Origin of the sequence: Actinomadura sp. SCN-SB (assembly GCF_043906805.1) — a bacterium.
Classification (GTDB): Bacteria; Actinomycetota; Actinomycetes; order Streptosporangiales; family Streptosporangiaceae; genus Spirillospora.
The window spans coordinates 38,398-58,815 of record NZ_JBIMPP010000016.1; the positions used below are offsets into that span (position 1 = coordinate 38,398).

General features: G+C 71.1%; 20 protein-coding genes. 8 read left to right on the forward strand and 12 right to left on the reverse strand.

Annotation, left to right across the window (positions count from 1 at the left end; all coding sequences use genetic code 11):
• Positions 1–171: 171 nt before the first annotated feature.
• From ACGWYJ_RS13210 to ACGWYJ_RS13240, 7 genes are all read right to left on the reverse strand, one after another.
• The gene (locus tag ACGWYJ_RS13210; RefSeq protein WP_395106292.1) at positions 172–420 is read right to left on the reverse strand and encodes an ABC transporter permease; all 249 of its coding nucleotides are present in this window, start codon (positions 418–420) and stop codon (positions 172–174) included.
• A gap of 13 nt (positions 421–433) precedes the next feature.
• Positions 434–628 (reverse strand): hypothetical protein, encoded by a 195-nt coding sequence (locus tag ACGWYJ_RS13215; RefSeq protein ID WP_395106205.1) that lies wholly within the window; start codon positions 626–628, stop codon positions 434–436.
• A gap of 34 nt (positions 629–662) precedes the next feature.
• On the reverse strand, positions 663–971 hold the full coding sequence (locus ACGWYJ_RS13220) for an ATP-binding cassette domain-containing protein (protein ID WP_395106206.1): 309 nt from the start codon (positions 969–971) through the stop codon (positions 663–665).
• A 106-nt stretch (positions 972–1,077) separates the two neighbouring features.
• Positions 1,078–2,418, reverse strand: a complete 1,341-nt coding sequence (chrA, locus tag ACGWYJ_RS13225; RefSeq protein WP_395106207.1) for a chromate efflux transporter — start codon at positions 2,416–2,418, stop codon at positions 1,078–1,080.
• 71 nt (positions 2,419–2,489) lie between these two features.
• The gene (locus tag ACGWYJ_RS13230; RefSeq protein ID WP_395106208.1) at positions 2,490–2,921 is read right to left on the reverse strand and encodes a chromate resistance protein ChrB domain-containing protein; all 432 of its coding nucleotides are present in this window, start codon (positions 2,919–2,921) and stop codon (positions 2,490–2,492) included.
• The gene (locus tag ACGWYJ_RS13235) at positions 2,918–3,424 is read right to left on the reverse strand and encodes a Chromate resistance protein ChrB (protein WP_395106209.1); all 507 of its coding nucleotides are present in this window, start codon (positions 3,422–3,424) and stop codon (positions 2,918–2,920) included. Before ACGWYJ_RS13235 ends, ACGWYJ_RS13230 begins: the two co-directional genes overlap by 4 nt.
• Before the next feature lie 297 nt (positions 3,425–3,721).
• Positions 3,722–5,152 (reverse strand): family 1 glycosylhydrolase, encoded by a 1,431-nt coding sequence (locus ACGWYJ_RS13240; RefSeq protein ID WP_395106210.1) that lies wholly within the window; start codon positions 5,150–5,152, stop codon positions 3,722–3,724.
• Positions 5,153–5,519: 367 nt separating this feature from the next.
• Here ACGWYJ_RS13240 and ACGWYJ_RS13245 point away from each other — a divergent pair, with 367 nt between their 5' ends.
• From ACGWYJ_RS13245 to ACGWYJ_RS13260, 4 genes are all read left to right on the forward strand, one after another.
• On the forward strand, positions 5,520–6,518 hold the full coding sequence (locus ACGWYJ_RS13245) for a VOC family protein (protein WP_395106211.1): 999 nt from the start codon (positions 5,520–5,522) through the stop codon (positions 6,516–6,518).
• A complete protein-coding gene (locus ACGWYJ_RS13250) occupies positions 6,515–6,979 on the forward strand; it encodes a Zn-ribbon domain-containing OB-fold protein (protein ID WP_395106212.1) in 465 nt (154 codons plus the stop codon). Before ACGWYJ_RS13245 ends, ACGWYJ_RS13250 begins: the two co-directional genes overlap by 4 nt.
• A complete protein-coding gene (locus tag ACGWYJ_RS13255; RefSeq protein WP_395106213.1) occupies positions 6,946–8,172 on the forward strand; it encodes a thiolase family protein in 1,227 nt (408 codons plus the stop codon). Before ACGWYJ_RS13250 ends, ACGWYJ_RS13255 begins: the two co-directional genes overlap by 34 nt.
• A 65-nt stretch (positions 8,173–8,237) precedes the next feature.
• Positions 8,238–8,993, forward strand: a complete 756-nt coding sequence (locus ACGWYJ_RS13260; protein WP_395106214.1) for a FadR/GntR family transcriptional regulator — start codon at positions 8,238–8,240, stop codon at positions 8,991–8,993.
• 25 nt (positions 8,994–9,018) lie between these two features.
• Here ACGWYJ_RS13260 and ACGWYJ_RS13265 read toward each other — a convergent pair whose 3' ends face one another.
• The 3 genes from ACGWYJ_RS13265 to ACGWYJ_RS13275 are packed head-to-tail and all read right to left on the reverse strand — an operon-like array spanning position 9,019 to position 11,552.
• Positions 9,019–10,104 carry a Gfo/Idh/MocA family protein gene (locus ACGWYJ_RS13265; RefSeq protein ID WP_395106215.1) on the reverse strand — a complete coding sequence of 362 codons (1,086 nt, stop codon included), beginning with the start codon at positions 10,102–10,104 and terminating at the stop codon, positions 9,019–9,021.
• Positions 10,097–10,327, reverse strand: coding sequence for a hypothetical protein (locus ACGWYJ_RS13270; protein WP_395106216.1), 231 nt, complete (start codon positions 10,325–10,327; stop codon positions 10,097–10,099). The genes ACGWYJ_RS13265 and ACGWYJ_RS13270 overlap by 8 nt, the downstream gene beginning before the upstream one ends.
• 34 nt (positions 10,328–10,361) lie before the next feature.
• Entirely contained in the window at positions 10,362–11,552 is a 1,191-nt protein-coding gene (locus tag ACGWYJ_RS13275; protein ID WP_395106217.1) for an acetyl-CoA hydrolase/transferase C-terminal domain-containing protein, read from the reverse strand.
• Positions 11,553–12,116: 564 nt separating this feature from the next.
• Here ACGWYJ_RS13275 and ACGWYJ_RS13280 point away from each other — a divergent pair.
• A complete protein-coding gene (locus tag ACGWYJ_RS13280) occupies positions 12,117–12,917 on the forward strand; it encodes a FadR/GntR family transcriptional regulator (protein ID WP_395106218.1) in 801 nt (266 codons plus the stop codon).
• A 468-nt stretch (positions 12,918–13,385) separates the two neighbouring features.
• Here ACGWYJ_RS13280 and ACGWYJ_RS13285 read toward each other — a convergent pair whose 3' ends face one another.
• Both ACGWYJ_RS13285 and ACGWYJ_RS13290 read right to left on the reverse strand, forming a co-directional pair.
• The gene (locus tag ACGWYJ_RS13285) at positions 13,386–14,165 is read right to left on the reverse strand and encodes an enoyl-CoA hydratase/isomerase family protein (RefSeq protein ID WP_395106219.1); all 780 of its coding nucleotides are present in this window, start codon (positions 14,163–14,165) and stop codon (positions 13,386–13,388) included.
• A 410-nt stretch (positions 14,166–14,575) separates the two neighbouring features.
• The gene (locus tag ACGWYJ_RS13290; protein WP_395106220.1) at positions 14,576–15,355 is read right to left on the reverse strand and encodes an enoyl-CoA hydratase; all 780 of its coding nucleotides are present in this window, start codon (positions 15,353–15,355) and stop codon (positions 14,576–14,578) included.
• 299 nt (positions 15,356–15,654) lie between these two features.
• Here ACGWYJ_RS13290 and ACGWYJ_RS13295 point away from each other — a divergent pair, with 299 nt between their 5' ends.
• From ACGWYJ_RS13295 to ACGWYJ_RS13305, 3 genes are read left to right on the forward strand one after another with little or no spacing between them, the layout of a single operon-like run.
• Entirely contained in the window at positions 15,655–16,854 is a 1,200-nt protein-coding gene (locus tag ACGWYJ_RS13295; protein WP_395106221.1) for an ABC transporter substrate-binding protein, read from the forward strand.
• 18 nt (positions 16,855–16,872) lie between these two features.
• A complete protein-coding gene (locus ACGWYJ_RS13300) occupies positions 16,873–19,659 on the forward strand; it encodes an ATP-binding cassette domain-containing protein (protein ID WP_395106222.1) in 2,787 nt (928 codons plus the stop codon).
• Entirely contained in the window at positions 19,656–20,375 is a 720-nt protein-coding gene (locus ACGWYJ_RS13305) for an ABC transporter ATP-binding protein (RefSeq protein WP_395106223.1), read from the forward strand. The genes ACGWYJ_RS13300 and ACGWYJ_RS13305 overlap by 4 nt, the downstream gene beginning before the upstream one ends.
• Positions 20,376–20,418 lie beyond the last annotated feature (43 nt).

The following is a 20,418-nucleotide window of genomic DNA, read 5'->3' on the forward strand; positions in this document are numbered from 1 at the left end:
GCCCTGCCGCTGACGCGCAAGGCATCGAAGTCAACGGCAACCTCAGAGCTGGCCGCGCTGGGACGCGACCGCGACGTACGGCTCTGCGCTGTTGAGATCAGGGCAGGTTGCCGCTGGTCTATGCCGTGGCGTCCAACATGGCCGCCTGAGGCCCGGCCCGACGAGTGGACATCAAGTCCCGTGCTCCCTTATCAGGGAGGATCTCGTCACCACGATCTGGTAGCCGATCGCGGTCAGCGGGTCCACCCCGGCCACGCCGCCGGTGCGGAACAGCGCCGCCGGCACCGCGCCGACCGCGGCCAGCTGGGCACCGGCGCGGACGGCGGCGACCAGGACCTCCCGGCTCACCTCGAGGCGCTCCCGGGCGGCCGCGGCGGTGGTCACCGCGACCAGCAGCGCGGACGCTGCGGTGCCGGCCAGGAAGGGATGTTGGTCATAGCGCGGGCCTCCCGTTCCTCAGGGTGAGGACCGGGCCGCCGAACCGGGCGATCAGGGCCGCGTCGTGGCTGACCACCAGCACGGTCCCGCCCGCGGCGGCGAAGTCGGCGACACTGCTTTCGACCACGGCCGTCGAAGCCACGTCGAGGTGGGCGGTGGGCTCGTCCAGCAGCAGCGCCCGGGGCCGCAACGCGAGGGGAGCGCGCCAGGCACAGCCGCTGCGCCTACCCGGCCCACAGCCCGCTGGTGTGCCGGTCGGCGAAGGAGACAGGGTCAAGGCCGACATCGGCGAGCAACCGTGCCACCTCCCGGTCGGCGAGCTCTGGGGCGGCGGCGCGGACCTCGTCCCGGACCCGCGCCGTCTGCAGGGTGGCGCGTTGCCCGACCAACTGGACCTGCCTGCGAAGGTCAGGGACGGGAAGCGCTGTCAACGGCGCGCCCTCGTAGGCGATCTGGCCGGACGCCGGATCCAGCAACCGGACGAGCAGCCGTAACAGGGTGGTCTTGCCCGCCCCGGACGGTCCGCTGATCACATTGATGCCGGCCGGTGCCGAAGTCGGCGCTCAGCCCGTCCAGCAGGACGGCGCCGCCGACGGTGACGCTCACCTCGCGTAACGAGAACACCAGCCGGCCGTCCCCTCAGCTCACCGGGATACCCACCAAGGCCGCCAAGAGCCCCAGCGCAGCGCAGGCGCCCAGCGTCCGCAGCACCGGCCAGCCCAGCTGGAAGATCGCCAGCAGCGCGGCCACGGCGATGCCCAGGGCCAGGAACCGGACGCTGCCCCATTCCGGAACCTGCAGGTGGATCGGTCCCCAGCTCTCGGCGTGGGTGCGGGCGAAGAGAGTGTGGACGGCGAAGTAGAGGGCCAGGTTGGCGATGACGCCGACCACCGCTGCCGTGATGCCGGTCAGGGCGGCGGAGATGGCGGCGTTGCCGCGCAGCCGCTCCACATGGGGCGCCCCGAGGAAGATAAAGATGAAGCACGGCACGAAAGTCACCCATGTGGTCAGCAGCGCCCCCAGGAACGCCGCCGCCCACGGATCCAGGCCGCCCGGGTCGCGGTAGGCGCCGAGGAAGGCCACGAACTGCACCACCATGATCAGCGGCCCGGGGGTCGTCTCGGCCAGCGCGAGGCCGCGCACCATCTCCGAGGGGCCCAGCCAGCCGTAGGTCTCCACCGCGCGCTGGGCCACGAACGCCAGCACCGCGTACGCGCCGCCGAAGGTGACCAGCGCCGTGCCGGAAAAGAACAGCCCTTGGGCAGTGAAGACGCTGCCGGTCCCGGTCAGCGCGACAACGGCGGCCAGCGGCAGTCCCCACACCACCAGCCCGACGGCCAACACCTTGACCGCGTGCCGCCAGGTCGGCTGGGCGTGGTGCAAAGCGTCGTCGGGGATCAGGGGCGTCCGCCCGTCCTCCTTGCCCCTGCCGTTGCCCTTGCGCAGAACGTCCGGGGCGCACCGGTGCAGCAGCCAGCCCACTAACGCGGCGACTGCGATGACCACGGGGAACGGCACCGCCAGGAACGCCAGCGCCACGAACGCCGCCACCGCCAGCGCAATCAGAGCGGGATGCACCAGCGATCGCCGCGCGACCCGGATCACCGCCTGCGCCACAATGGCCAGCACCGCCGGTGCCAGCCCCGCCAGCAGCGCCGTGACCGCCGTGGTCGACCCGTACGCCACGTAGATCACCGACAGCGCCAGTAGCGCCAGCACCCCGGGCAGCACGAACAGGGTGCCCGCGACCAGCCCGCCCCGCGTGCCGTTCAGCAGCCACCCGATGTAGATCGCCAGTTGTTGCGCCTCCGGGCCGGGAAGCAGCATGCAGTAGCTGAGGGCGTGGTTGAAGCGCTGTTGCCCGATCCAGCGTTTCTCCTCCACCAAGGCTCGCTGCATCACCGCGATCTGCCCCGCCGGCCCGCCGAAGGTCTGCAGCGAGATCTGGAACCAGGTTCGCACCGCCCGCCCGAACGGCACCACATCACCGTCAGGAACAGGGGGTGTGACCGAGTCACCATCCGGTAGCGCGCGAGTCATAGGGGAGTTCCTTACGAAGGTTCGCGGCCGAGCAGCAGCTCACGCCGGTAGTACTCGTACAGGCCATCGAAAATCGGGCCGGTAATCGCCAAGACCTCGTCGTCTTCGCAGACCATCGACAGGCCGCGTAGCACGACGTCCAGCCCAGGGCCTTCCGGCGAGTCATAGCGCTCGTCGTCCAGATCGGCCTCGTGCACCACCGCGGCGATCCGCCACAACACCGGATCGGTCAGGTCATGGCGGCACAGAATCGTCTCGAAGCTGCAATCGCCCCCGTGATGCCCGAGCTCGGCACCGCGCATGTCGAACGGCGTGGCATCCGCGGCCACATCGCTTGGATCGGCGACGAACACGAACCGCGCCTCCGCGTCGAGGCACCGCCGGATCAGCCACGCGCACGCAGCCCGATCGATATGGACTCCCTCGCGGGTCACCCACTTCATGTCGGCTCCTCCTCCTTCAGCTCGCCATCCGGGCTGCCTGCGGTGGCAAGGGCTTCGACGGCGACACGGGCGCCCGCCCGCTCCGGCGGCGGAAAGTAGTCCCGGCGGGCGATGCGCCGCAGCTCGCCCCGCAGCCTCCGCAACGCCGCCGCCCGCCCCGGCGCCGACAGCCCGCTCGCCTCCACCGCCTGCTCCCGGACGGCCTGGTACTCGGCCGCGCGGGCGGCGGCCATGTCCGCGGCCAGTTGCCGCTCCTGCGCCCGGGTGGCCGGGTGCGCGATCCACACCCCGGCCGTCCCGCCGGCCTCGATCACTTCTTCGGCGATCCAATCCAGTTGCTCCCGTGTCCGCGCGTCCGTGGGCAAGGCCACCAGCCCGTCCCCCAACTGCGCGACCCCCAGCCGCTTGAGCTTGCGCCACACCGCGATCCGCGGCGCCGAAGGCTCACGCGGCACCCGATAGGACAGCAGCACCCACGCGCCCGTCCCCGCTTCGGCCACCATTCACCGCCCCATCCACTGCGAGCACATTCGAGTGTAACCACGGTTACACCTCAAGAGGCAAATCCGACCTGATAGATAGGTTTCCGGTTGATGACGCCTGGCCGTAGGAAGGCTGGTTCAGATCCGCCCGTGTTCACCTCCGCCGACGCCCGCGAGGGCGCCACCGCCTTCGCCGAGAAGCGCCCGCCCGTCTGGCGCGGCGAGTCACGACCAGAGGTTGGCCGCGTGCCCGCCCGCCTCGGGGAACCACCGGCGCCGCGCGTCCGATCTCCATGGGCCGGCAGGGATCGGCGGCTCTCAACGGGTGCGGAGCAGGCGGATCGTGCCGTCGCGCTGCGGGGTCGCCGCGCCCGGCCCTGCCGGGGGTGGGGGGTCGAAGACTCCCGTCGCCACCCAGTCATGCGGAGGCCGGGGTAGTCGGACGGGATGCGTATCGGGGACGGCGAGCCCGTAGAGCCGCGTGTAGCGCAGCTTCCAGTCCAGGTCCTCGATGACGGGGGCGTACTCGTAGCCGCGGACGTCCGCGCCCTCGGCCATGATTGCGTGGAGCCAACCCAGGCAGGCGGAGCGCACCTGGCGGCGCCGGGCGCCGGCCCGCCCGGACTCTCCGGCGTCGAGGTCGCCGATGCCGCTGTCGGTGAGATGCACCGGCGGGAGCCGGTCGCCGTAGATGCGCTTGACGGCGGCAAGGGCGTCCGCCAGGGCCTCGGGGATGACGGGCCAGCCGTAGGACGTGGTCGGCACGTCCTCGAACGGGACGACCGCGAATCCGAGCCGCACCAGCAACCGGTTGACCTGGTTCATTGCCTCGAAACAGCCGAGCGCGGGCAGCACCCGGGGCAGGTTCTCGGGGGCGGTGGCGCGCATCGGCCCGCTCCAGATCAGCCCGAGGAAGTCCTGTGGCTGCGCGATCGTCTCCAGATCCCCCGGGCGGACGCATCCCAGAGTCTCCATGAACGGGACTCCGCTCTCGGGCACCAGGTACTCGCCGTACAGGAGCGGATCGAGAAACAGGCGAGTGGACCAGCTCTCCAGCCGCTCGGCGGCGAGCCCGTCATAGGGGTCGCCGGTGGCCGCGTAGGCCGCGATCAAGGCGGTACCGCACCCCACCTCGCCGTCCACACCCGCCGAACGCAGCGCCCGCATCGCCAGGCCGTGGCCGAGCAGGACGTGGTGGACGGCGGGCAGCCCGGCCAGGCCGGCGCCACGTCCGGGCGGTGCCATGCCCGCCACGCGGTCGGCCAGCGACGGCGTCATCAGGTTACGGAACGTGAACCAACGGTCAACGCGATCGCCGAAGCGCCGTCCCATCTCGGCCGCGAAATCGGCGAAGCGCAGGGCGGTTTCCCTGCGCAGCCAGCCCCCCGCATCGTCGAGCCAGCCCGGCAGGTCCAGGTAGACCAGCGACAGGTTCGGGCGCAGCCCCGCGGACAGCCAGGCGTCGAGGGTCCGGTCGCACCTGTCCACGGCGGCGCGGTTCCAGGATGCGGGGCCGTCGGGCTGCAGGTGCCGCCAGCCGATGGTCACCCGCCGCGAGTGGGGGGTCACGCCGACGATCTCCTCGATGTCCCGGGCCCAGCGGCGGGCGCGCGGTGACACCGCGCGACCGGCCTGGCCCCGGGACGGGGTGGCCCCACGGCCCGCCCGCTCCCGCCCGGCGAGACCGCCCGGAACGGCGATGCCCCAGTCCACGTGCCGCAGATCGGCCGGGCCCTCGGAGCTCACCATGATCACCACCAGCCGACGCGATCACCCTGATCAGCCCATGCGCCCATCTGGTCCGGACCGTAACACTCGTGCGAGGTAACGACAATGTTTCCGGAGCGTGACTCGGCGCGCCTTCGAGGTGGGGAGCGGGCGCGGCCCCGCCCATGGCGAAAGCATGGAGATTAATGATATAACTAATTCGTCTAGAGTCGTGTTCACCGCCTTGGAGGCATACCCATGACCGCTGCCGATCTGGGCCCGGACCTCCTGACCGAGCTGCAGGGCCTCGACGCCGCAGTCCAGCGCCGGATCATGGGCGACGACCTGCGCGAACTACCCGGCATCGCCGCCTGATCGCCACCGGCGCAGGACGGAGCGACCGACCACGATGAGCACGCAGAACGGCCAGGACGACTCCCCCACCCGGGATTCCGGTCCGCCCCGCCTCGCCCACGGGGTACTGCACTGCAACCTCAACACCGGCGACGTGTCCGCCGCTCACGAGTTCTACTCGGCACTGCTCGGTCTGACGCGGCGAATGCGCACGCGGTCCACCGAGGGCGACGGGCATGCCATGGGCATCGACGGCCTCACCGACACCGATACCTGGTTCCTCTACGACTGGCGCGGGCCACGGGTGGCACCGGCGCTCGAACTGGTCCAGTGGAACACCCCCGCCCTGGCGGAACGGCCCGCACCCTCCCCATGGCAGACCGGCATCAGCGCGATCGGCTACACGATGCCGGACATCTCCGCCGTGGGGCACACGACCGAGGGACCGGACGCCCTGGGCCCGGTGCCCCATCGTGGTGGAAAGGCCCATGCCAAGAGGATCACGGGTCCCGATGGGGTGGCCGTGGAACTGGTGGAGAGCGGGCACGCCGGGAGCGTGGAATCCGGAGCGACGCTGTCGCACCTGCGGATCAACTGCTCCGACCTGGACGCCTCGGCCGGCTGGTACGCCGCACTCGGCTTCCAGCAGCTCGCACCCGCCTCCCGACTGACCCTCCCAGGCTGGGCCCTGGGGACAGCGGACGACGTAGAGGTGTCGTTCGTCTCGCTGGAGCTACCGCAGGACGGGACGTTCACGCTCGAGCTGGTGCAATGGCATCGTCCCCCCGGCATCGCCGCGGCGACACTTACCGCCAACTCACAGGGCCTGTACCGCATCGCGCTGGCGACGGAGGACGCCGGCGCCGCCTCCTCTGCCCTGGCGAGCCTCCCTGAGCGGCAACGCGGCGGGCCGACGTGGATCCCGCTTCCCGGCACCCCTCTGGGCGGGCTGACGGTGCTGTTCCTCAAGGATCCCGACGATGTGGTGGTCGAGCTGGTGGAACGGTCGGCGGCCGCGCTCGCCCGGCGCGGTGGACAGGAGGGGGCGCGATGACGGAAGAGGCGGGCCCGGACGGAACGGCGGTCCCTGCCGGCCCGGCCCCGGCACGCCCGGAGTTCCGTATGCTGCCGGCGCTCGGTCCCCTGACAAGGGACTTCTGGACGGGTGGCGAGAAGGGCGAGCTCCGGATCCATCGCTGCCACCAGTGCGGGCACTTCTTCCACCCGCCCGCTCCGGTCTGTTTCCGCTGCCAGAGCTTCGACGTCGCCGCCGAACCGGTCTCCGGGCGCGGCACCGTCGTGACCTTCACCGTCAACCACCAGCCGTGGCTGCCGGGCTTCCCGCCGCCGTACGTGGTGGCGCTGGTGGAGATCGCCGAGGAACCGGGGGTGCGGCTGGCGACCAACATCGCCGGCTGTGACCCGCATCGGGTCGAGATCGGCATGCCCGTCCAGGTCATCTTCGAGCACTGGGAGGACGTATGGTTGCCGCTGTTCGCACCGGTGACGCCATGAGCGTGCTGGACGGGCGAGCCGTCATCAGCGGCGCCGGGCAGTCCCAGATCGGCCGCCGCCTGGAACGCGACGGGCTGGAGCTGACGCTGGAGGCCTGCCTGCGTGCGCTCGACCACGCGGGGCTGACCGCCGCCGGCATCGACGGCGTGGCCACCTATCCCGGCGCCTTCGCCCCCGACCCGGGCTTCACCGGAGCCGGCGCCTACGACGTGATCGGGGCGCTGGGGATCCGGGCCCGCTGGTTTCTGGGAGCGATGGAGACCGCCGGGCAGCTGGGGCCGCTGGCCGACGCGTGCATGGCGGTGGCCACCGGGATGGCCGATCATGTGCTGTTCTTCCGGTCCGTGTGGGAGTCCACCGCCCAGGCCGGCCGCGGCCGCGGCAGCGTCCTGGCCGGCGGCGAACAGGGACGCCACCGCGCCGAGGGGTTCCACCAGTGGCTCGCACCCTACGGCGCGATCTCCGCAGCCAACTGGATCGCGCTGGCGGCACAGCGCTACGTCCACGAATACGGGCTGACCAGGGAGCAACTCGCGCAGGTGCCGTTGAACGCGCGGCGCAACGCCGCCCTCAACCCCAGCGCGATCTACCGTGCCCCGCTGACCCTCGACGACTACCTCGCCGCGCGGATCATCTCCACGCCGTTCTGCCTGTACGACTGCGACGTCCCGTGCGATGGGGCGACCGCGATCGTGATCTCGCGGCGGGAGGCGACGACCGGGCTGCGGCAGGATCCGCTGACCGTACGGTCACTGGGCACCGGCATGTACGAACGCAACACCTGGGACCAGCGGCCCGATCTGACCACCATGGCCGCGCACGACGCCGCCCACACCCTCTGGGAGCGCACGCATCTGCGCCCTGCCGACGTCGACATCGCCCAGCTCTACGACGGGTTCAGCTATCTGACCCTGCAATGGCTGGAAGCGCTCGGCTTCTGTGAACGGGGCGAGGCCGGGCGCTTCGTCCAAGACGGGGAGCGCATCTCCCGTACCGGCGAACTGCCCCTCAACACCAGCGGCGGCCAGCTCTCAGGGGGCCGCCTGCACGGAGTCGGGTTCTTGCACGAGGCCTGCCTCCAGCTCTGGGGGCAGGCCGGCGACCGCCAGGTCCCCGGCTCCCCCGCCATCGCGGCCGTCGCCGCCGGAGGCGGACCCGTCGCCGGATGCCTGCTTCTCAGCCGCGACGGCTGAGAGCAGCGGGAAACGGCGCGGTGATCACGCTTGGACGCCCTGGAATCGGTGGTGGAATGAGGTCCATGTCCACGCACAGCCGCATACGCGTCCCCAAGGCGGGAGAGCTGGTCGCCGGCCAGCTGCGCCGGCAGATCATCCTTGGCGAGCTGGAGGCGGGCCAGGCCCTGCCGCCGGAGACGGCGTTGATGGACCATTACGGCGTCTCCCGTCCGACCTTGCGGGAGGCCTTCCGCGTGCTGGAGGCCGAAGGGCTTATCAGCATCCAGCGCGGAGCGCGCGGCGGGGCCCGGGTCCATCTCCCCGATCCGTCCGTTTCCGCGCGGTACGCGGGAGTGCTGCTGCAATACCGCGGCGCCACGCTGGCCGATGTCTACGAGGCGCGTACGATCCTGGAATCGCGAGCCGCCGGTCTGCTGGCCGCGCGCCGGACCAGGTCCGAGGTCGACGCCCTCGATGCCGCTCTGCAAGAGTCCCGGAGGGCCGCCGCGGAGGATCCCTACCGGTTCGTCGGCGTGGACGAACGCTTCCACCTCCTGGTGGTCGAACTTGGTGGCAACGAGACGCTGGCGCTGCTGGTGGAGATGCTCTACTACATCGTCGCGGCGGCCAACATCTCGGTGACCGAGCACGACACCAGCGACGAGCAGGCGTTCGCCAGCGTGCGGCGCGCCCACCGGATGCACGAACGGCTGGTCGCCCTGATCCGCGACGGGGACGCCGAAGGCGCCGAGTTCCTCTGGCGGCGCCATCTGGAGGGCATCGCCAAGCTCCTCACCGAGGAACTCGGTGCCCGGACCGTGCTCGACCTGCTCAGCTGAGCCCCGATCCCACGCGTCCCCGCGGTCATGGCCGTACGGGTACCCAGCCCCCTCCTTCGGAGGATCGGTGCGCGGCCTCGATGACGGCGAGGCTCAGCAGCCCGTCGGCGAAGGTGGGAATCGGGGACGGCCGGCCGTCGAAGGCCGGGACCCAATCCTCCAGCATGAGCGCCATGGCCCGGCTCGCCTCCCCTGCGAGGCCACCGGCGAGTTGTTCGGGCGCTGACGGACGGCGGTCGGCCGGTGGAAGTTCGACCAGGCCCTCGGCACGGGCCTCGCCGGCCCGGTAGCGGGTGTCGCGGAGTTCGCCGTCGCCGACGATCGTGCCGTCCGCGCCGAACAACTCCAGGCGGAAATGGTCGGCGTGGGCGCCGACCACCGAGACGCTCAGCACCGCGAGCGCGCCGGAGGCCATCCGCATCAGCAACGCCGCGGTGTCGTCCGCGGTGACGCGGAGTTCTTCCCCGCCGGGGAGCCGCCGCACCGGGATGCTGCTGCGCACCTCGGCGCACACCGCCTCCGGCGGTCCCAGCAGGGTGCACAGATAGTCGAGATCGTGCACCAGCATTCCCGCGAGGTACCCACCGCCCTGGGAGCGGTCGTACATCCAACGTGCCTGCAACGGCCGGCTCGGATGCCAGTACGACGCGCTGCGGCTCACCCGCGCCAGGTACGGGATGCCGAGAATCCCGGACCGGACGCGTTCGGACACGGCCAGCCATGCCGGGCTCCAGCGGTTCTCGAAGCAGCAGCCCGTCGGCCGCCCCGACGCCTGCGCCGCCCGCACCATCGCGCGGGCCTGACCGGGGTCGGTGGCCAGGGGTTTCTCGCACAGCACCGCCTTGCCCGCCGCGAGTGCGGCGATGGTGATCTCGGCGTGCAGGGCCGTCGGCGTCGCCACCGAGATCACGTCCAGATCGTCACGGCGGACGAACGACCGCCAGTCCGTCGAGGTGTCCTCGATCCCCACCCGACCGGCGGCCCGGGCCAGCCGCTCCGGCCGCCGCGCGCACAGCGCGACCGGTTCGTAGCCTCCGGCCGCGCGGAAGGCCGGGACCTGCACGTGCGCACCCCAGCCCACACCGATGATCCCGACCCGTACATCACCCACCGGGTACCTCCAGGACGGTCACGGGCGACACGGCGGTCGGGCCCCCGATGTCGTGCGGCTCGGCTGCACCGACCACCAGGCCCCTGGACCGGGACGAGCCGAGCGCCTTCAGGGTGGCGGGGGCACCGCCGAGGGTGAACGCGTCCTCGTCATCGGCGAAGACGCGCCTACCGGACGTGCCCCAGCACGGCGAGTGGGTGCCGATCGGAACTTTCACTGTCATCTGGCCTCCGGTCGGGACGGTCGTTCCGTCGTGCTCACATGTCGTCGCGCGGTGCCGCCGGGCCCCACAGCTCAGCCAGCGCCTCCCGGCGGTCGGGCCGGGACAGCCCGCGCAGGTCGGCCGCGCCTGTCTCGGTCACCACCATGTCCACGTCGTGGGCGGGCGTGCTCACCGGGCGGGACAGCGCGATGACGAGGTTGGATCGCCCTTTGTGCCGGGTCGGGACCGCGATGATGCTGAGCCCGCCGACCGACCGGGCGGCGGCGGCCGCGTAGTCGGCGTGGCCGCCGATCCCGCCGAGGACGGCCGACGCGGTGCCCTCGACGTTCACCTGGCCGTCGAGGTCGATCTCGACGGCCGTGTTCACCGCGAACAGCGGGGCGGACGACAGCCGCCCGAGGTCATGGGTGTACTCGATGGGATGCAACAGCGGGCGCCCGTCGGCCCACGCGTAGAGCCGCGGCCCGCCGGCCAGGTAGGTGCCCACCGGATCGTCCACGAGCAGGCCACGTTCGGCGAGGTCCACCACGGGTTCGGGCAGCATTCCCGAATCGATCCGCACCGGGACCGCCAGTTCCTTCATCAGCGCCGAAGCGACCGGCCCCGGGCCCACCTGCACGCGCGAGGACTCGGGGATCAGTCGCACCAGCCGCCGCGCGATGGCCACGTGATCGGCTCCCGGACGGGCCTCCGGGAGCGCCGCCGGTGGTTCGGCGCTTTCCCCCACGATCACGACGTGTTCCGGCGCGAGTGGAGGGCCGGCGTCGCTGCGGGGCGCCCGGTGCGCGAGGACCCCGGCGACCGTGGCACCCGCCGCTACGGCCGCCCGCTGCCAGGACACCTCGCTGCCGAAGGCGAACCCCGCGCCGCTCGGAACGACGCTCGCGACCAGCAGATCGGGCCGCCAGGGACCGTGCAGCAACGCCGGTGTCGCCGACAGCCGGACCGGCGGGAAGCGCACCGTCCCCGCGGCCACCTCGTCGCGCAGCCCCCAGCCGGGCATCACGGTGCGCACGTCGGCGAAGGCGGACAGGTCCAGGCCGGGATCGGCGCGCGGCACCCAGCCCAGGATCAGCCGGACTCCGCCGACGGCTCGGGCGGCCCGGCTCAGCTCGGCCGAGACCGGACGCGGTGCACCGGACCCGTCGCCGAGCGCGACCGTCATCCCAGGACGGAGGAGATCGGCCATCCGGTGCCCGACCGGCGCCGCACTTCCCTCCAGCAACGCGCCCCCTCGGTCCGTTCGCCCGCCGCGGGCACCGGCCAGGCCGACGCCCCGACGATGAGGCTTAAATAATACAATAATTAATCGTAACGGTCATCCTCGGGGACTGACGGTGGGGAAGGTCGTCAGCGGGGCTCGCGCGGCTACGGCACCCCGCGCCGCTCCTCGGCACCGAGAGCGGCCGGCCCCGGGACGACGCCGTGGTCGCGATCCCGGCCTCGGACGCCGGCCGGGCGCTGCGCACCAACTCGACGACTCCCGTGAGGCACGCGCGGCCCATCGAGAGAAGCGAGCGCTCAGCAGGAACCGGCGATAGCCGAGAGTCTTTCTCTGGGGCGCCAATGGCTGGGGAAGGATGGGGCGACAATGGCGCGGAAGTATTAGCCTTGGCATTTCGAAACCTCACCTCACCGCAAGTGCGACACGTCTCACGCTGAAGCTGCGGGGCTGACATCGCTCAACTGGTAAACTCATTCAAATAGATCGGTGTCCCAGGGGACCTTCGCGGCCGGCGGCGATGCCGGCGGACCGACGTGCGCGAGGCGAGACGAGGGAGAGGTTTTGATGACGGAGACGGCACCGGCGGGGGACCCGGCGGCGCGGACGGCGGACCGTCCGCGCGTGGGCCGCCAGGTCCGGATTCCCAAGACCGCCGAGCTGATCTCCCGCTCGCTGCGCCGCCAGATCATCCGCGGTCAACTCCAGCCCGGCGACCCGCTCCCCCCCGAGACCTCCCTCATGGAGCAGTTCGGCGTGTCCCGGCCGACGCTGCGAGAGGCGTTCCGCGTACTGGAGTCCGAAGGGCTGATCACCATCCGGCGCGGCGCCCACGGCGGTGCGCGGGTGGCCGCCCCCGACATCGACGTCGCGGCTCGCTATGCGGGCCTCATCCTGGAGCACCGCGGCGCGACGCTGGCCGACGTCTACCGCGCCGCCGCCGTCATCGAACCCGCCTGCGCACGCAAGCTCGCCCTCAAGCACACCGCGGCGGACATCGCCCGCCTTCGCGCGGCGATCGACGCGGAGAAGGCGGCCAAGGACCGGCCCATGGCGCTGGTCCAGGCGCAGGACGATTTCCACGCCCTCCTGGTCGAGCTGGCCGGAAACCACACGCTCATCCTGCTCGGCGGCATTCTGCGCTACATCGTGGACCGGGCGAACTCCTCCTACCTGGCGGCAGACCCCGAATCGTCGGCGCGCAGGAGCAATGCCCGCAAGGCCCACCGCACCCATGTGAAGCTGGTCGACCTGATCGAGGCCGGTAATGCGGAGGAGGCCGAGGACCTTTGGGAAAGGCACGTCACCGCCGCCGATGACGCGGTGAACGCGGTCGGCGCCAAGACCGTCCTCGACCTGCTCGACTGAACGCCCGCCCGGGCACCCACTGCGAATGCCCGGGCGAAACGCAGTCGCATCACCGACGAGGTCAGGCGCCGAAGGAGAACCGGCTCACCAGGTCGGCCACGCAGGCCGGCCTGTCACCGCCCTCCATTTCGATCGTCCGGGCGACGAGCTGTGCGGCGCCGGGGGGCCGAGCCGTTCGAAAGGGTCATCGCCCAGTTCGCGGCCGATGGCGTTCTCCAGGTCCTTCGCTGCGGCAGATCTCCATTGCTCCGCCCGTTTCCGCCTCTTCCGCCCTCGATGGCCTTTCGGCCATTTGGCCACCCATTGGTCCACCGTGGTGATCACGCCGAGCATCGCCATAGTGCGGGTAGCGCGCCAAGGGAGCCCTCATGCGTCAGGACGGACGCCGTGCCGGCACACCCTCCCGGCGTTCCACGCCGACCACGGCGGTCCAGCCCGGCTCGCCCATCTCGAACGTTCGCCGCGCCCTCACCGGGACTCGCGCGCCTTGAACTTCTCGATGGTCTTGCGGATGTCGTCGGTGGCGAACGACTCCCCCTCTGCGGCCAGCGCGAACGGCAGAACCAGGTTCGCCGCTTGCTGCAGGTGCAGGTTGACGGCCCGTTTGGTCTCCTGGACGGCCTGTGGCGGCTGACCGGCGATGCGATGGGCCAGCGCGCGGGCCTCCTCCTGGAGCCGTGCGGGCTCCACCGTCCGGTTGGCCAGGCCCAGGGCGACCGCCTCGGCCGCCGGTATGCGGTCTCCGGTGAACAGATACTCCTTGGCCTTGAGCAGGCTCGTCATGAGCGGCCATGACATCGCGCCGCCGTCACCGGCGACCAGGCCGATGCTGACATGGGTGTCGGCGATGTAGGCGTCCTGCGAGATCAGTACCAGATCGCACAGCACGGCGACGCTGCAGCCGAGCCCGACCGCAGGGCCGTTGACCGCAGCGATCACGGGGATGTGGAAGGAGAGCATCTCGTCGACCAGGCGGCGGGCGGCGCGCAGCGAGGCCCGCCGGTGCTCGGGATCCTCGTAGTCGCGGATGAACCCGGGGATGTTCCCGCCCGCGCTGAAGGCCCGCCCGGCCCCGGTGAGCACGACGGCACGGCAACCGGGATCGGCCGCCAGCCGCGACCAGACACCGATCATCGCCTCGTGCAGCGGATCGATGAAGGCGTTCAGCTGTTCGGGGTTGTTGAGCGTCAGGACGCGGACCGGCCCGTCGGCCTCGACGAGCAGTTCGGATGGCAGGTCGTCGTACATGCGCTCCTCTTCCGTCCGGGACGGCTGGACTCAGGCATCGTGCAAACATTAAACTATTTATCCTATTTAACTCAAAGTCGGGCTCCTGTACCTGCCGAGGAGACTCCCGGATGCGCCACGATCTGGAGTTCGGCATCCCCGGCATTCTGCGCGCGGGCGACCCCGGGGTCACCTGCGCCGGAGCTGTCGGGGGCGCGTCATCGTGCTCGATCGCCGAGACCGGGCGAACGCGGAAGACCGCCCGCCGCGACGGTTCCTCGCCGAGCCGACCCAGGTACTGCACCGGTGTCGTAACGCTGTGGCGAATTCGGAACCACCCCGCCACTCCGATGTGAAGCCGTCCGCATCACCACATCGACACCGGTCGCCATGCCCTCCGGCTCGAAGACCTCGGTCGGCGATGGTCGCCGTCACTGCCCCCTTCCGGGCAGCTGGGCGCGGTTGCGGCCGACAAGGCGGGCCCGGCGTGTCTCCAGGCCGCCGTAGTCCGGGCGGAAGCGGCGCGCGATGCCGATCTCCGTGGCGATGTCGTCGGCGAGGCCGCCGCTTTCGACGTACATCCGCTTGAGGCCCCGCATGACCTCCGGGGGGACCTCCGCGACCGCCGCGGCCAGGGCCATGGCGCGGCCCAGCAGATCATCGTGCGGGACGACCTCGGTCACCAGCCCGATGCGTTCAGCCCGGCCCGCGTCCACCACCTCGCTCGTCATCGACATGCGGCGCGCGTGCGCGGCGCCGACCAGGCGGGGCAGCCGCGGGGTGAGGCCGCCGCCCGGGAGGACCCCGACGTGAGCGTGGGTGTCGGCGAAGGCCGCGCGCTCGGACGCGACGAGGAAGTCGCAGCCGAGCGCGATCTCCAGACCGCCGGTGAACGCCGCCCCGTTCACGGCGCCGATGACCGGCTTGGTCATCTCGCCGATCCTGACGATGCAGCTGAACTCCTCCATTTCGCGGAAGAAGGCATCTCCTTCGGCGGCGGCCTGCTTGAGGTCGAGCCCCGCACAGAACGCCGGGTCCGCGCCGGTGACGACGACGGCATGGACGGCTTCGTCCGCATCGGCATCGTCCAGCGCCTTGCGAAGGGCGGCGTTCAGTTCCGTGTTGAGCGCGTTACGCGCGCCGGGACGGTTGAGGGTGAGCAGCCGGACATGGCCGGTGTCCGCGGTGAGGAGAACCGGCTGGTCGGTCATGTTCGCTCCATTCTGGGCGGGAGGGGAAACAAGGGCCGGCGGATGGTCGACCGCACTATGGCCCCCTCCACGAGGGTGCCCGAGGACGACGGCGTTGCACGTGGCGGTGCTGCGCGCAGCGGGCGATCGTATCGTTGAATAGTTATCTCTTTATATTTATTGACTTATACCTGGGCGCGCAGGAGACTGTCCGCACCACCACTGTGACGGGGGACACAGTGCCCGCTCCCGCCACCCCGGATCTCGTTCTCGCAGGTCGTCCCGCCCGAGCCTGAGAGACCCCACGAAGGGACAACTCGATGAAGGCGCATCGAACCGCATCATGGGCGGGTGCCCTCGCTGCCCTGGCGCTCGTCGCCACGGCGTGCGGCGGCGGATCGGAAGTGGAGGCCGGCCCCACCCCCACCCTGACCAAACCGCCCATCAAGATCGGCAACGTGGGTTCCTACAGCGGGTTCGCGGGCACGACGTCGAAGGCGTCCGTCGATGCGGTGCGGGCCTGGGCCAAACAGACCAACGCGGCCGGAGGCATCAACGGGCATCCGGTCGAGGTCGTGGTGCGCGACGACCAGTCGCAGGCCCCCAAGGCGATCGCCGCGGTGAAGGACCTGGTGGAGAACGAGAAGGTCATCGCGATCGTGGGCCAGCATGAGGCGGGCCTGGAAGGGTCCTGGGCGTCCTACGTCTCCGCCATGAAGATCCCGGTGATCGGCGGCAACGCCTCGGGCGCCGTCTGGCTGACCAATCCGAACTTCTTCCCGACCACGCTCACCACGCTGAACTACCTGACGATCACCGCCAACACCACGCGGGTGGCGGGCAAGAGCGCCTACGGCATCGTGTTCTGCGCGGAGGTACCAGGGTGCGCGGAAGCCGTCCCGGCCACCCGCGGTGTCGCCCAGAAGCTGGGGATCAGGTTCGTGGGCGGGCAGGCGCTGTCGGCGTCGGCGCCCAGTTACGCGGCGCAGTGCATCGCGCTGCGCAAGAGCGGTGCGGACACGATCTTCGTCGCCACGGCGCAGGAGACGGGCCTGCGGTTCTCCGCCGACTGCGCCAAGCAGGGCTACCGGCCGACGCTGCTGCAGAGCGGCCAGAGCTGGAGCGAGGACCAGTTGAAGAACACCGCCACCGACGGGCTGTGGATCGCCAGTGACTCGGCACTGTGGGTCGGGGACTCGGCGCCGGTCAAGCAGTACCGCGAGGCGATGGAGAAGTACGCGCCCGACTCGCTGCTCAACGGCAGCGGGACGGCAGGCTGGACGGGCGCCGTCGTGTTCGGCAAGGCACTGGCGAACATCTCCGCCCAGCCCACGTCCGAGGACGTCTACAAGGGCCTGTACGCCCTCGGCCCGAACTACTCCGCCGATGGCATGATCCCGCCGGTGACCTTCGCCAAGGACAAGCCTGCCGTGCAGAAGCCGTGCGGTTGGTACGCGCAGGTCAAGGGCGGCGATCTGACCACCCCGAAGGGTGCCGGGCAGATCTGCGTCGGCGGCTGACTGCGGCGGGGAGCGAACATGACCGAACTGCTGCCGTTCGTCGTCATCGGTGTTGTCGCCGGATCGGTCTACGGGCTGGCCGCCACCGGCCTGGTCCTGACCTACAAGACCGCGGGCATCTTCAACTTCGCCCATGGCGCCGCGGCGACGACCGCCGCCTACGTCTTCTACACGCTGCACATCAGCCTCGAGCTGCCTTGGCCATTGGCGGCTGTCATCAGCGTGCTGGTGCTGGGCCCGGTCATGGGCTTCGGGCTGGAGCAGGTGGCCCGCCGGCTGGCCGGCGGGCCCGTGGCCTACAAGATCGTGGCCACGGTCGGGCTGGTGCTGGCGGTGCAGGGCGCCTTCACGGCGATCTACGGCGCGCAGAGCAGGCCGTTCCCCGCCTACCTGCCCGCCGGCGAGGCGTTCAGGGTCGCCGGCGCGGTCGTGAGCTGGGACCAGGTCATCGTGGCGATCACCGCGGCGGCCGCGACGGTCGTCCTCTACCTGTTCTTCCGCTTCACCCGCATCGGGTTGGCCATGCGCGGCGTCGTCGACAACGGCGAGCTGCTGGACACCTCCGGGACCGACCCGCGCACCGTACGGCGCTGGTCATGGGTGATCGGGTCCACCTTCGCCTGCCTGGCGGGCGTCCTGCTGGCGCCGAGCCTCAGCCTGGACGCGCTGCTGCTGACGCTGCTGGTCGTGCAGGCCTTCGGCGCGGCGGCACTGGGCTATTTCGCCAGCCTTCCGCTGACCTACCTGGGCGGCCTGGTGATCGGGGTCGCGGCGTCGATCGCCACCAAGTACGGCGCGGTGACCGATCCCAACGCGCTGCTGTCCGGGCTGCCGCCCAGTGTCCCGTTCCTGGCGCTGTTCGTGGTGCTGGTGGTCATCCCCCGGCGGCTGCCAGCCGACCGGCGGACTGCGCCGCGTGCGTCCGCCGGGGATCGGTGGCGGGCGCCCGCGCGGGTGCAGGTGGGCGGGGCGGTACTGCTGGCGGCCGCGCTCTTGCTGGTCCCGGTGCTGGTCGGCGGCGCCCGGCTGCCCTTCTACATCGACGCCTTGACCAAGCTCGTGCTGTTCCTGTCGCTGGGCCTGCTGGTCCGGACGTCGGGGCAGGTGTCGCTGGCGCATGCGGGCTTCGCCGCGATCGGCGCGGCGGCGATGGCCCACCTGGCCGGGGGCCTCGGCCTGCCCTGGCTCGTCGCGCTCGTCCTGGCGGGGCTGGTGGCGGTGCCCGTCGGCGCCTTCATCGCCATCCCCGCCATCCGGCTCTCCGGGGTGTTCCTGGCGCTGGCGACCTTCGGATTCGGGGTCGCGCTGGAACAGATGGGGTACCCGCTGTCGATCATGTTCGGGTCCGATCCGAACGGGCGCACGGTACCGCGGCCCGGCTGGGGTCCGTTCGACGGCGACCGCGGCTACTACTACCTGGTGCTGGCGTTCGTCGTGCTCGCCACCCTGGCCGTCGTGCTGGTGCACCGCAGCAGGCTTGGACGGCTGCTGAACGGCCTGGGCGACTCGCCGACCGCCCTGGCCACGCACGGCGCGAACGTGAACACCCTTCGCGTCCTGGTGTTCGCCATCTCCGCCTTCATGGCCGCGATCTCCGGCGTCCTGTACGGCGGCTCGGTGTCCGCGGTCACCGGAAGCTCCTTCACCTCGTTCTCCTCCCTGCTCCTGCTGGCGGTTCTGGCGCTCTCCCTGGGCAAGGAGCCCTGGTACGCCTTCACGGCGGCCGCCGCGATGGTGCTGCCCGGCGCCTACATCAGCGGAGACAAGGTCGACGACTGGCTCAACGCGCTGTTCGGGGTGGCCGCGGTCGCGATCTCCCTGACCGGCCGGCCCATGCCGTTCCACCCGTTGCGGCGGTTGGCGGACCGGATCGGTGGCCGCGCTCCGGTGACCACCGCGCCGGAGCCGGTCGCTGCCGAGGCCGCCGGCGTGGCCGCGCCGACGCCCACGCGTGTGACCGAAAGGGAGGTCCCCCAGCCCGCGCCGAAGGCCGGGCTCCGCGTCGAGGACCTGACCGTCCGGTACGGCGGGCACGTCGCGGTCGACGGCTTTTCCCTGGCCGCGCCCATGGGCCGGATAACCGGGCTGATCGGGCCGAACGGTGCGGGCAAGACGACCACTTTCGACGTCTGCTGCGGGTTGCTGCACCCGGCCGAGGGGCGGGTGTTCCTCCACGGCCGGGATGTCTCACGGCTCGGGCCGGCCTCCCGGGCCCGCCGTGGACTCGGCCGGACGTTCCAGCGCATGGAACTGTTCGACTCCATGACCGTCCGGGACAACCTGGTCCTGGGCCGCGAGGCGTCGCTGGCGGGCGCACTGCCCTGGCGGCATCTCCTGGACCGGCGCCGCGATCGAGCCGTCATCGATGACGCCGTGGCCGCGGCGGTGGCCGACTGCGGCTTGGAGCCGTTGCTCGACCTCCCCGCGGGCGTGCTGTCGACGGGACAGCGCCGCCTGGTCGAGCTGGCCCGGTGTCTGGCCGGGCCGTTCGACATGTTGTTGCTGGACGAACCGTCCTCAGGGCTGAACCGGGCCGAGACCGCGCGGTTGGGCGAGGTGCTGGAACGCGTCGTCGCCGACCGCGGGCTGGGCGTGCTGCTCATCGAGCACGACATGGCGCTGGTGATGGACATCTGCGAGTACATCCACGTGCTGGACTTCGGCACCGAGATCTTCCGCGGAACGGCGGCCGAGGTGGCTTCCAGCGAGATCGTCCGTGCGGCCTACCTGGGATCGGAATCGGTGCTCGAAGCTCCCACGGCGAAGGGAGCCGCGGACCCCGTGACGGAGGAGGTGACCGGATGAACGCGCCCGCGCCGATGCTGGAGATCCGCGGCCTGACGGCCGGATACGGCGATGCCACCGTGCTGCACGACGTCTCGCTGTCGGTCCCGCACGGCCATGCCGTAGCACTGCTCGGCCCGAACGGCGCCGGAAAGACCACGCTGCTGCGCGTGGTGTCGGGCCTGCTCGCGCAGCGTCAGGGCGAGGTGCTGCTGGACGGCGAACGGATCACCGCGGCCAAGCCGTACCAGCGTGCCCGCCGCGGGCTCTGCCACATTCCCGAGGGGCACGGCATCTATCCCTCGCTCACGGTACGGGAGAACCTCGTCCTGCACACCTGGCGCAAGGACGAGAGGACCGCCATCGCCCGCGCGGTCGAGCACTTCCCGGTGCTCGGCCAGAAGCTGGGCCGGCGGGCCGGGGAGCTGTCCGGCGGGCAGCAGCAGATGCTCGCGGTCGTCCGCGGCTACGTCGCCGATCCACGCCTGGTCCTGGTCGATGAGGTGTCGATGGGACTGGCGCCCAACGTCGTCGACCAGATCTTCGAGTTTCTGAACGTGATCGTCCGGGCGGGCACGTCGCTGCTGCTGGTGGAGCAGTATGTCAACCGCGCACTCGAAGCCGCCGACGGCGTCGTCATCCTCACCAAGGGCACAGTGGTCTTCGACGGCGCCCCGTCCGCCATCGCCGACGACGTCTTCGAGCATTACCTGGGAAGCGCCACAGTCCTGCGTTGACGAGTGAAGGCGCGTGACGATCACCAGCGGGACGGCAATATCA

Coding starts and splice junctions, on each gene's coding strand:
- ACGWYJ_RS13230 (WP_395106208.1), bottom strand. CDS start 2,921: ATGAAGTGGGTGACCCGCGAGGGAGTCCATATCGATCGGGCTGCGTGC.
- ACGWYJ_RS13235 (WP_395106209.1), bottom strand. CDS start 3,424: ATGGTGGCCGAAGCGGGGACGGGCGCGTGGGTGCTGCTGTCCTATCGG.
- ACGWYJ_RS13240 (WP_395106210.1), bottom strand. CDS start 5,152: ATGGTGAGCTCCGAGGGCCCGGCCGATCTGCGGCACGTGGACTGGGGC.
- ACGWYJ_RS13245 (WP_395106211.1), top strand. CDS start 5,520: ATGAGCACGCAGAACGGCCAGGACGACTCCCCCACCCGGGATTCCGGT.
- ACGWYJ_RS13250 (WP_395106212.1), top strand. CDS start 6,515: ATGACGGAAGAGGCGGGCCCGGACGGAACGGCGGTCCCTGCCGGCCCG.
- ACGWYJ_RS13255 (WP_395106213.1), top strand. CDS start 6,946: ATGGTTGCCGCTGTTCGCACCGGTGACGCCATGAGCGTGCTGGACGGG.
- ACGWYJ_RS13260 (WP_395106214.1), top strand. CDS start 8,238: ATGTCCACGCACAGCCGCATACGCGTCCCCAAGGCGGGAGAGCTGGTC.
- ACGWYJ_RS13270 (WP_395106216.1), bottom strand. CDS start 10,327: ATGACAGTGAAAGTTCCGATCGGCACCCACTCGCCGTGCTGGGGCACG.
- ACGWYJ_RS13280 (WP_395106218.1), top strand. CDS start 12,117: ATGACGGAGACGGCACCGGCGGGGGACCCGGCGGCGCGGACGGCGGAC.
- ACGWYJ_RS13285 (WP_395106219.1), bottom strand. CDS start 14,165: ATGTACGACGACCTGCCATCCGAACTGCTCGTCGAGGCCGACGGGCCG.
- ACGWYJ_RS13290 (WP_395106220.1), bottom strand. CDS start 15,355: ATGACCGACCAGCCGGTTCTCCTCACCGCGGACACCGGCCATGTCCGG.
- ACGWYJ_RS13295 (WP_395106221.1), top strand. CDS start 15,655: ATGAAGGCGCATCGAACCGCATCATGGGCGGGTGCCCTCGCTGCCCTG.
- ACGWYJ_RS13300 (WP_395106222.1), top strand. CDS start 16,873: ATGACCGAACTGCTGCCGTTCGTCGTCATCGGTGTTGTCGCCGGATCG.
- ACGWYJ_RS13305 (WP_395106223.1), top strand. CDS start 19,656: ATGAACGCGCCCGCGCCGATGCTGGAGATCCGCGGCCTGACGGCCGGA.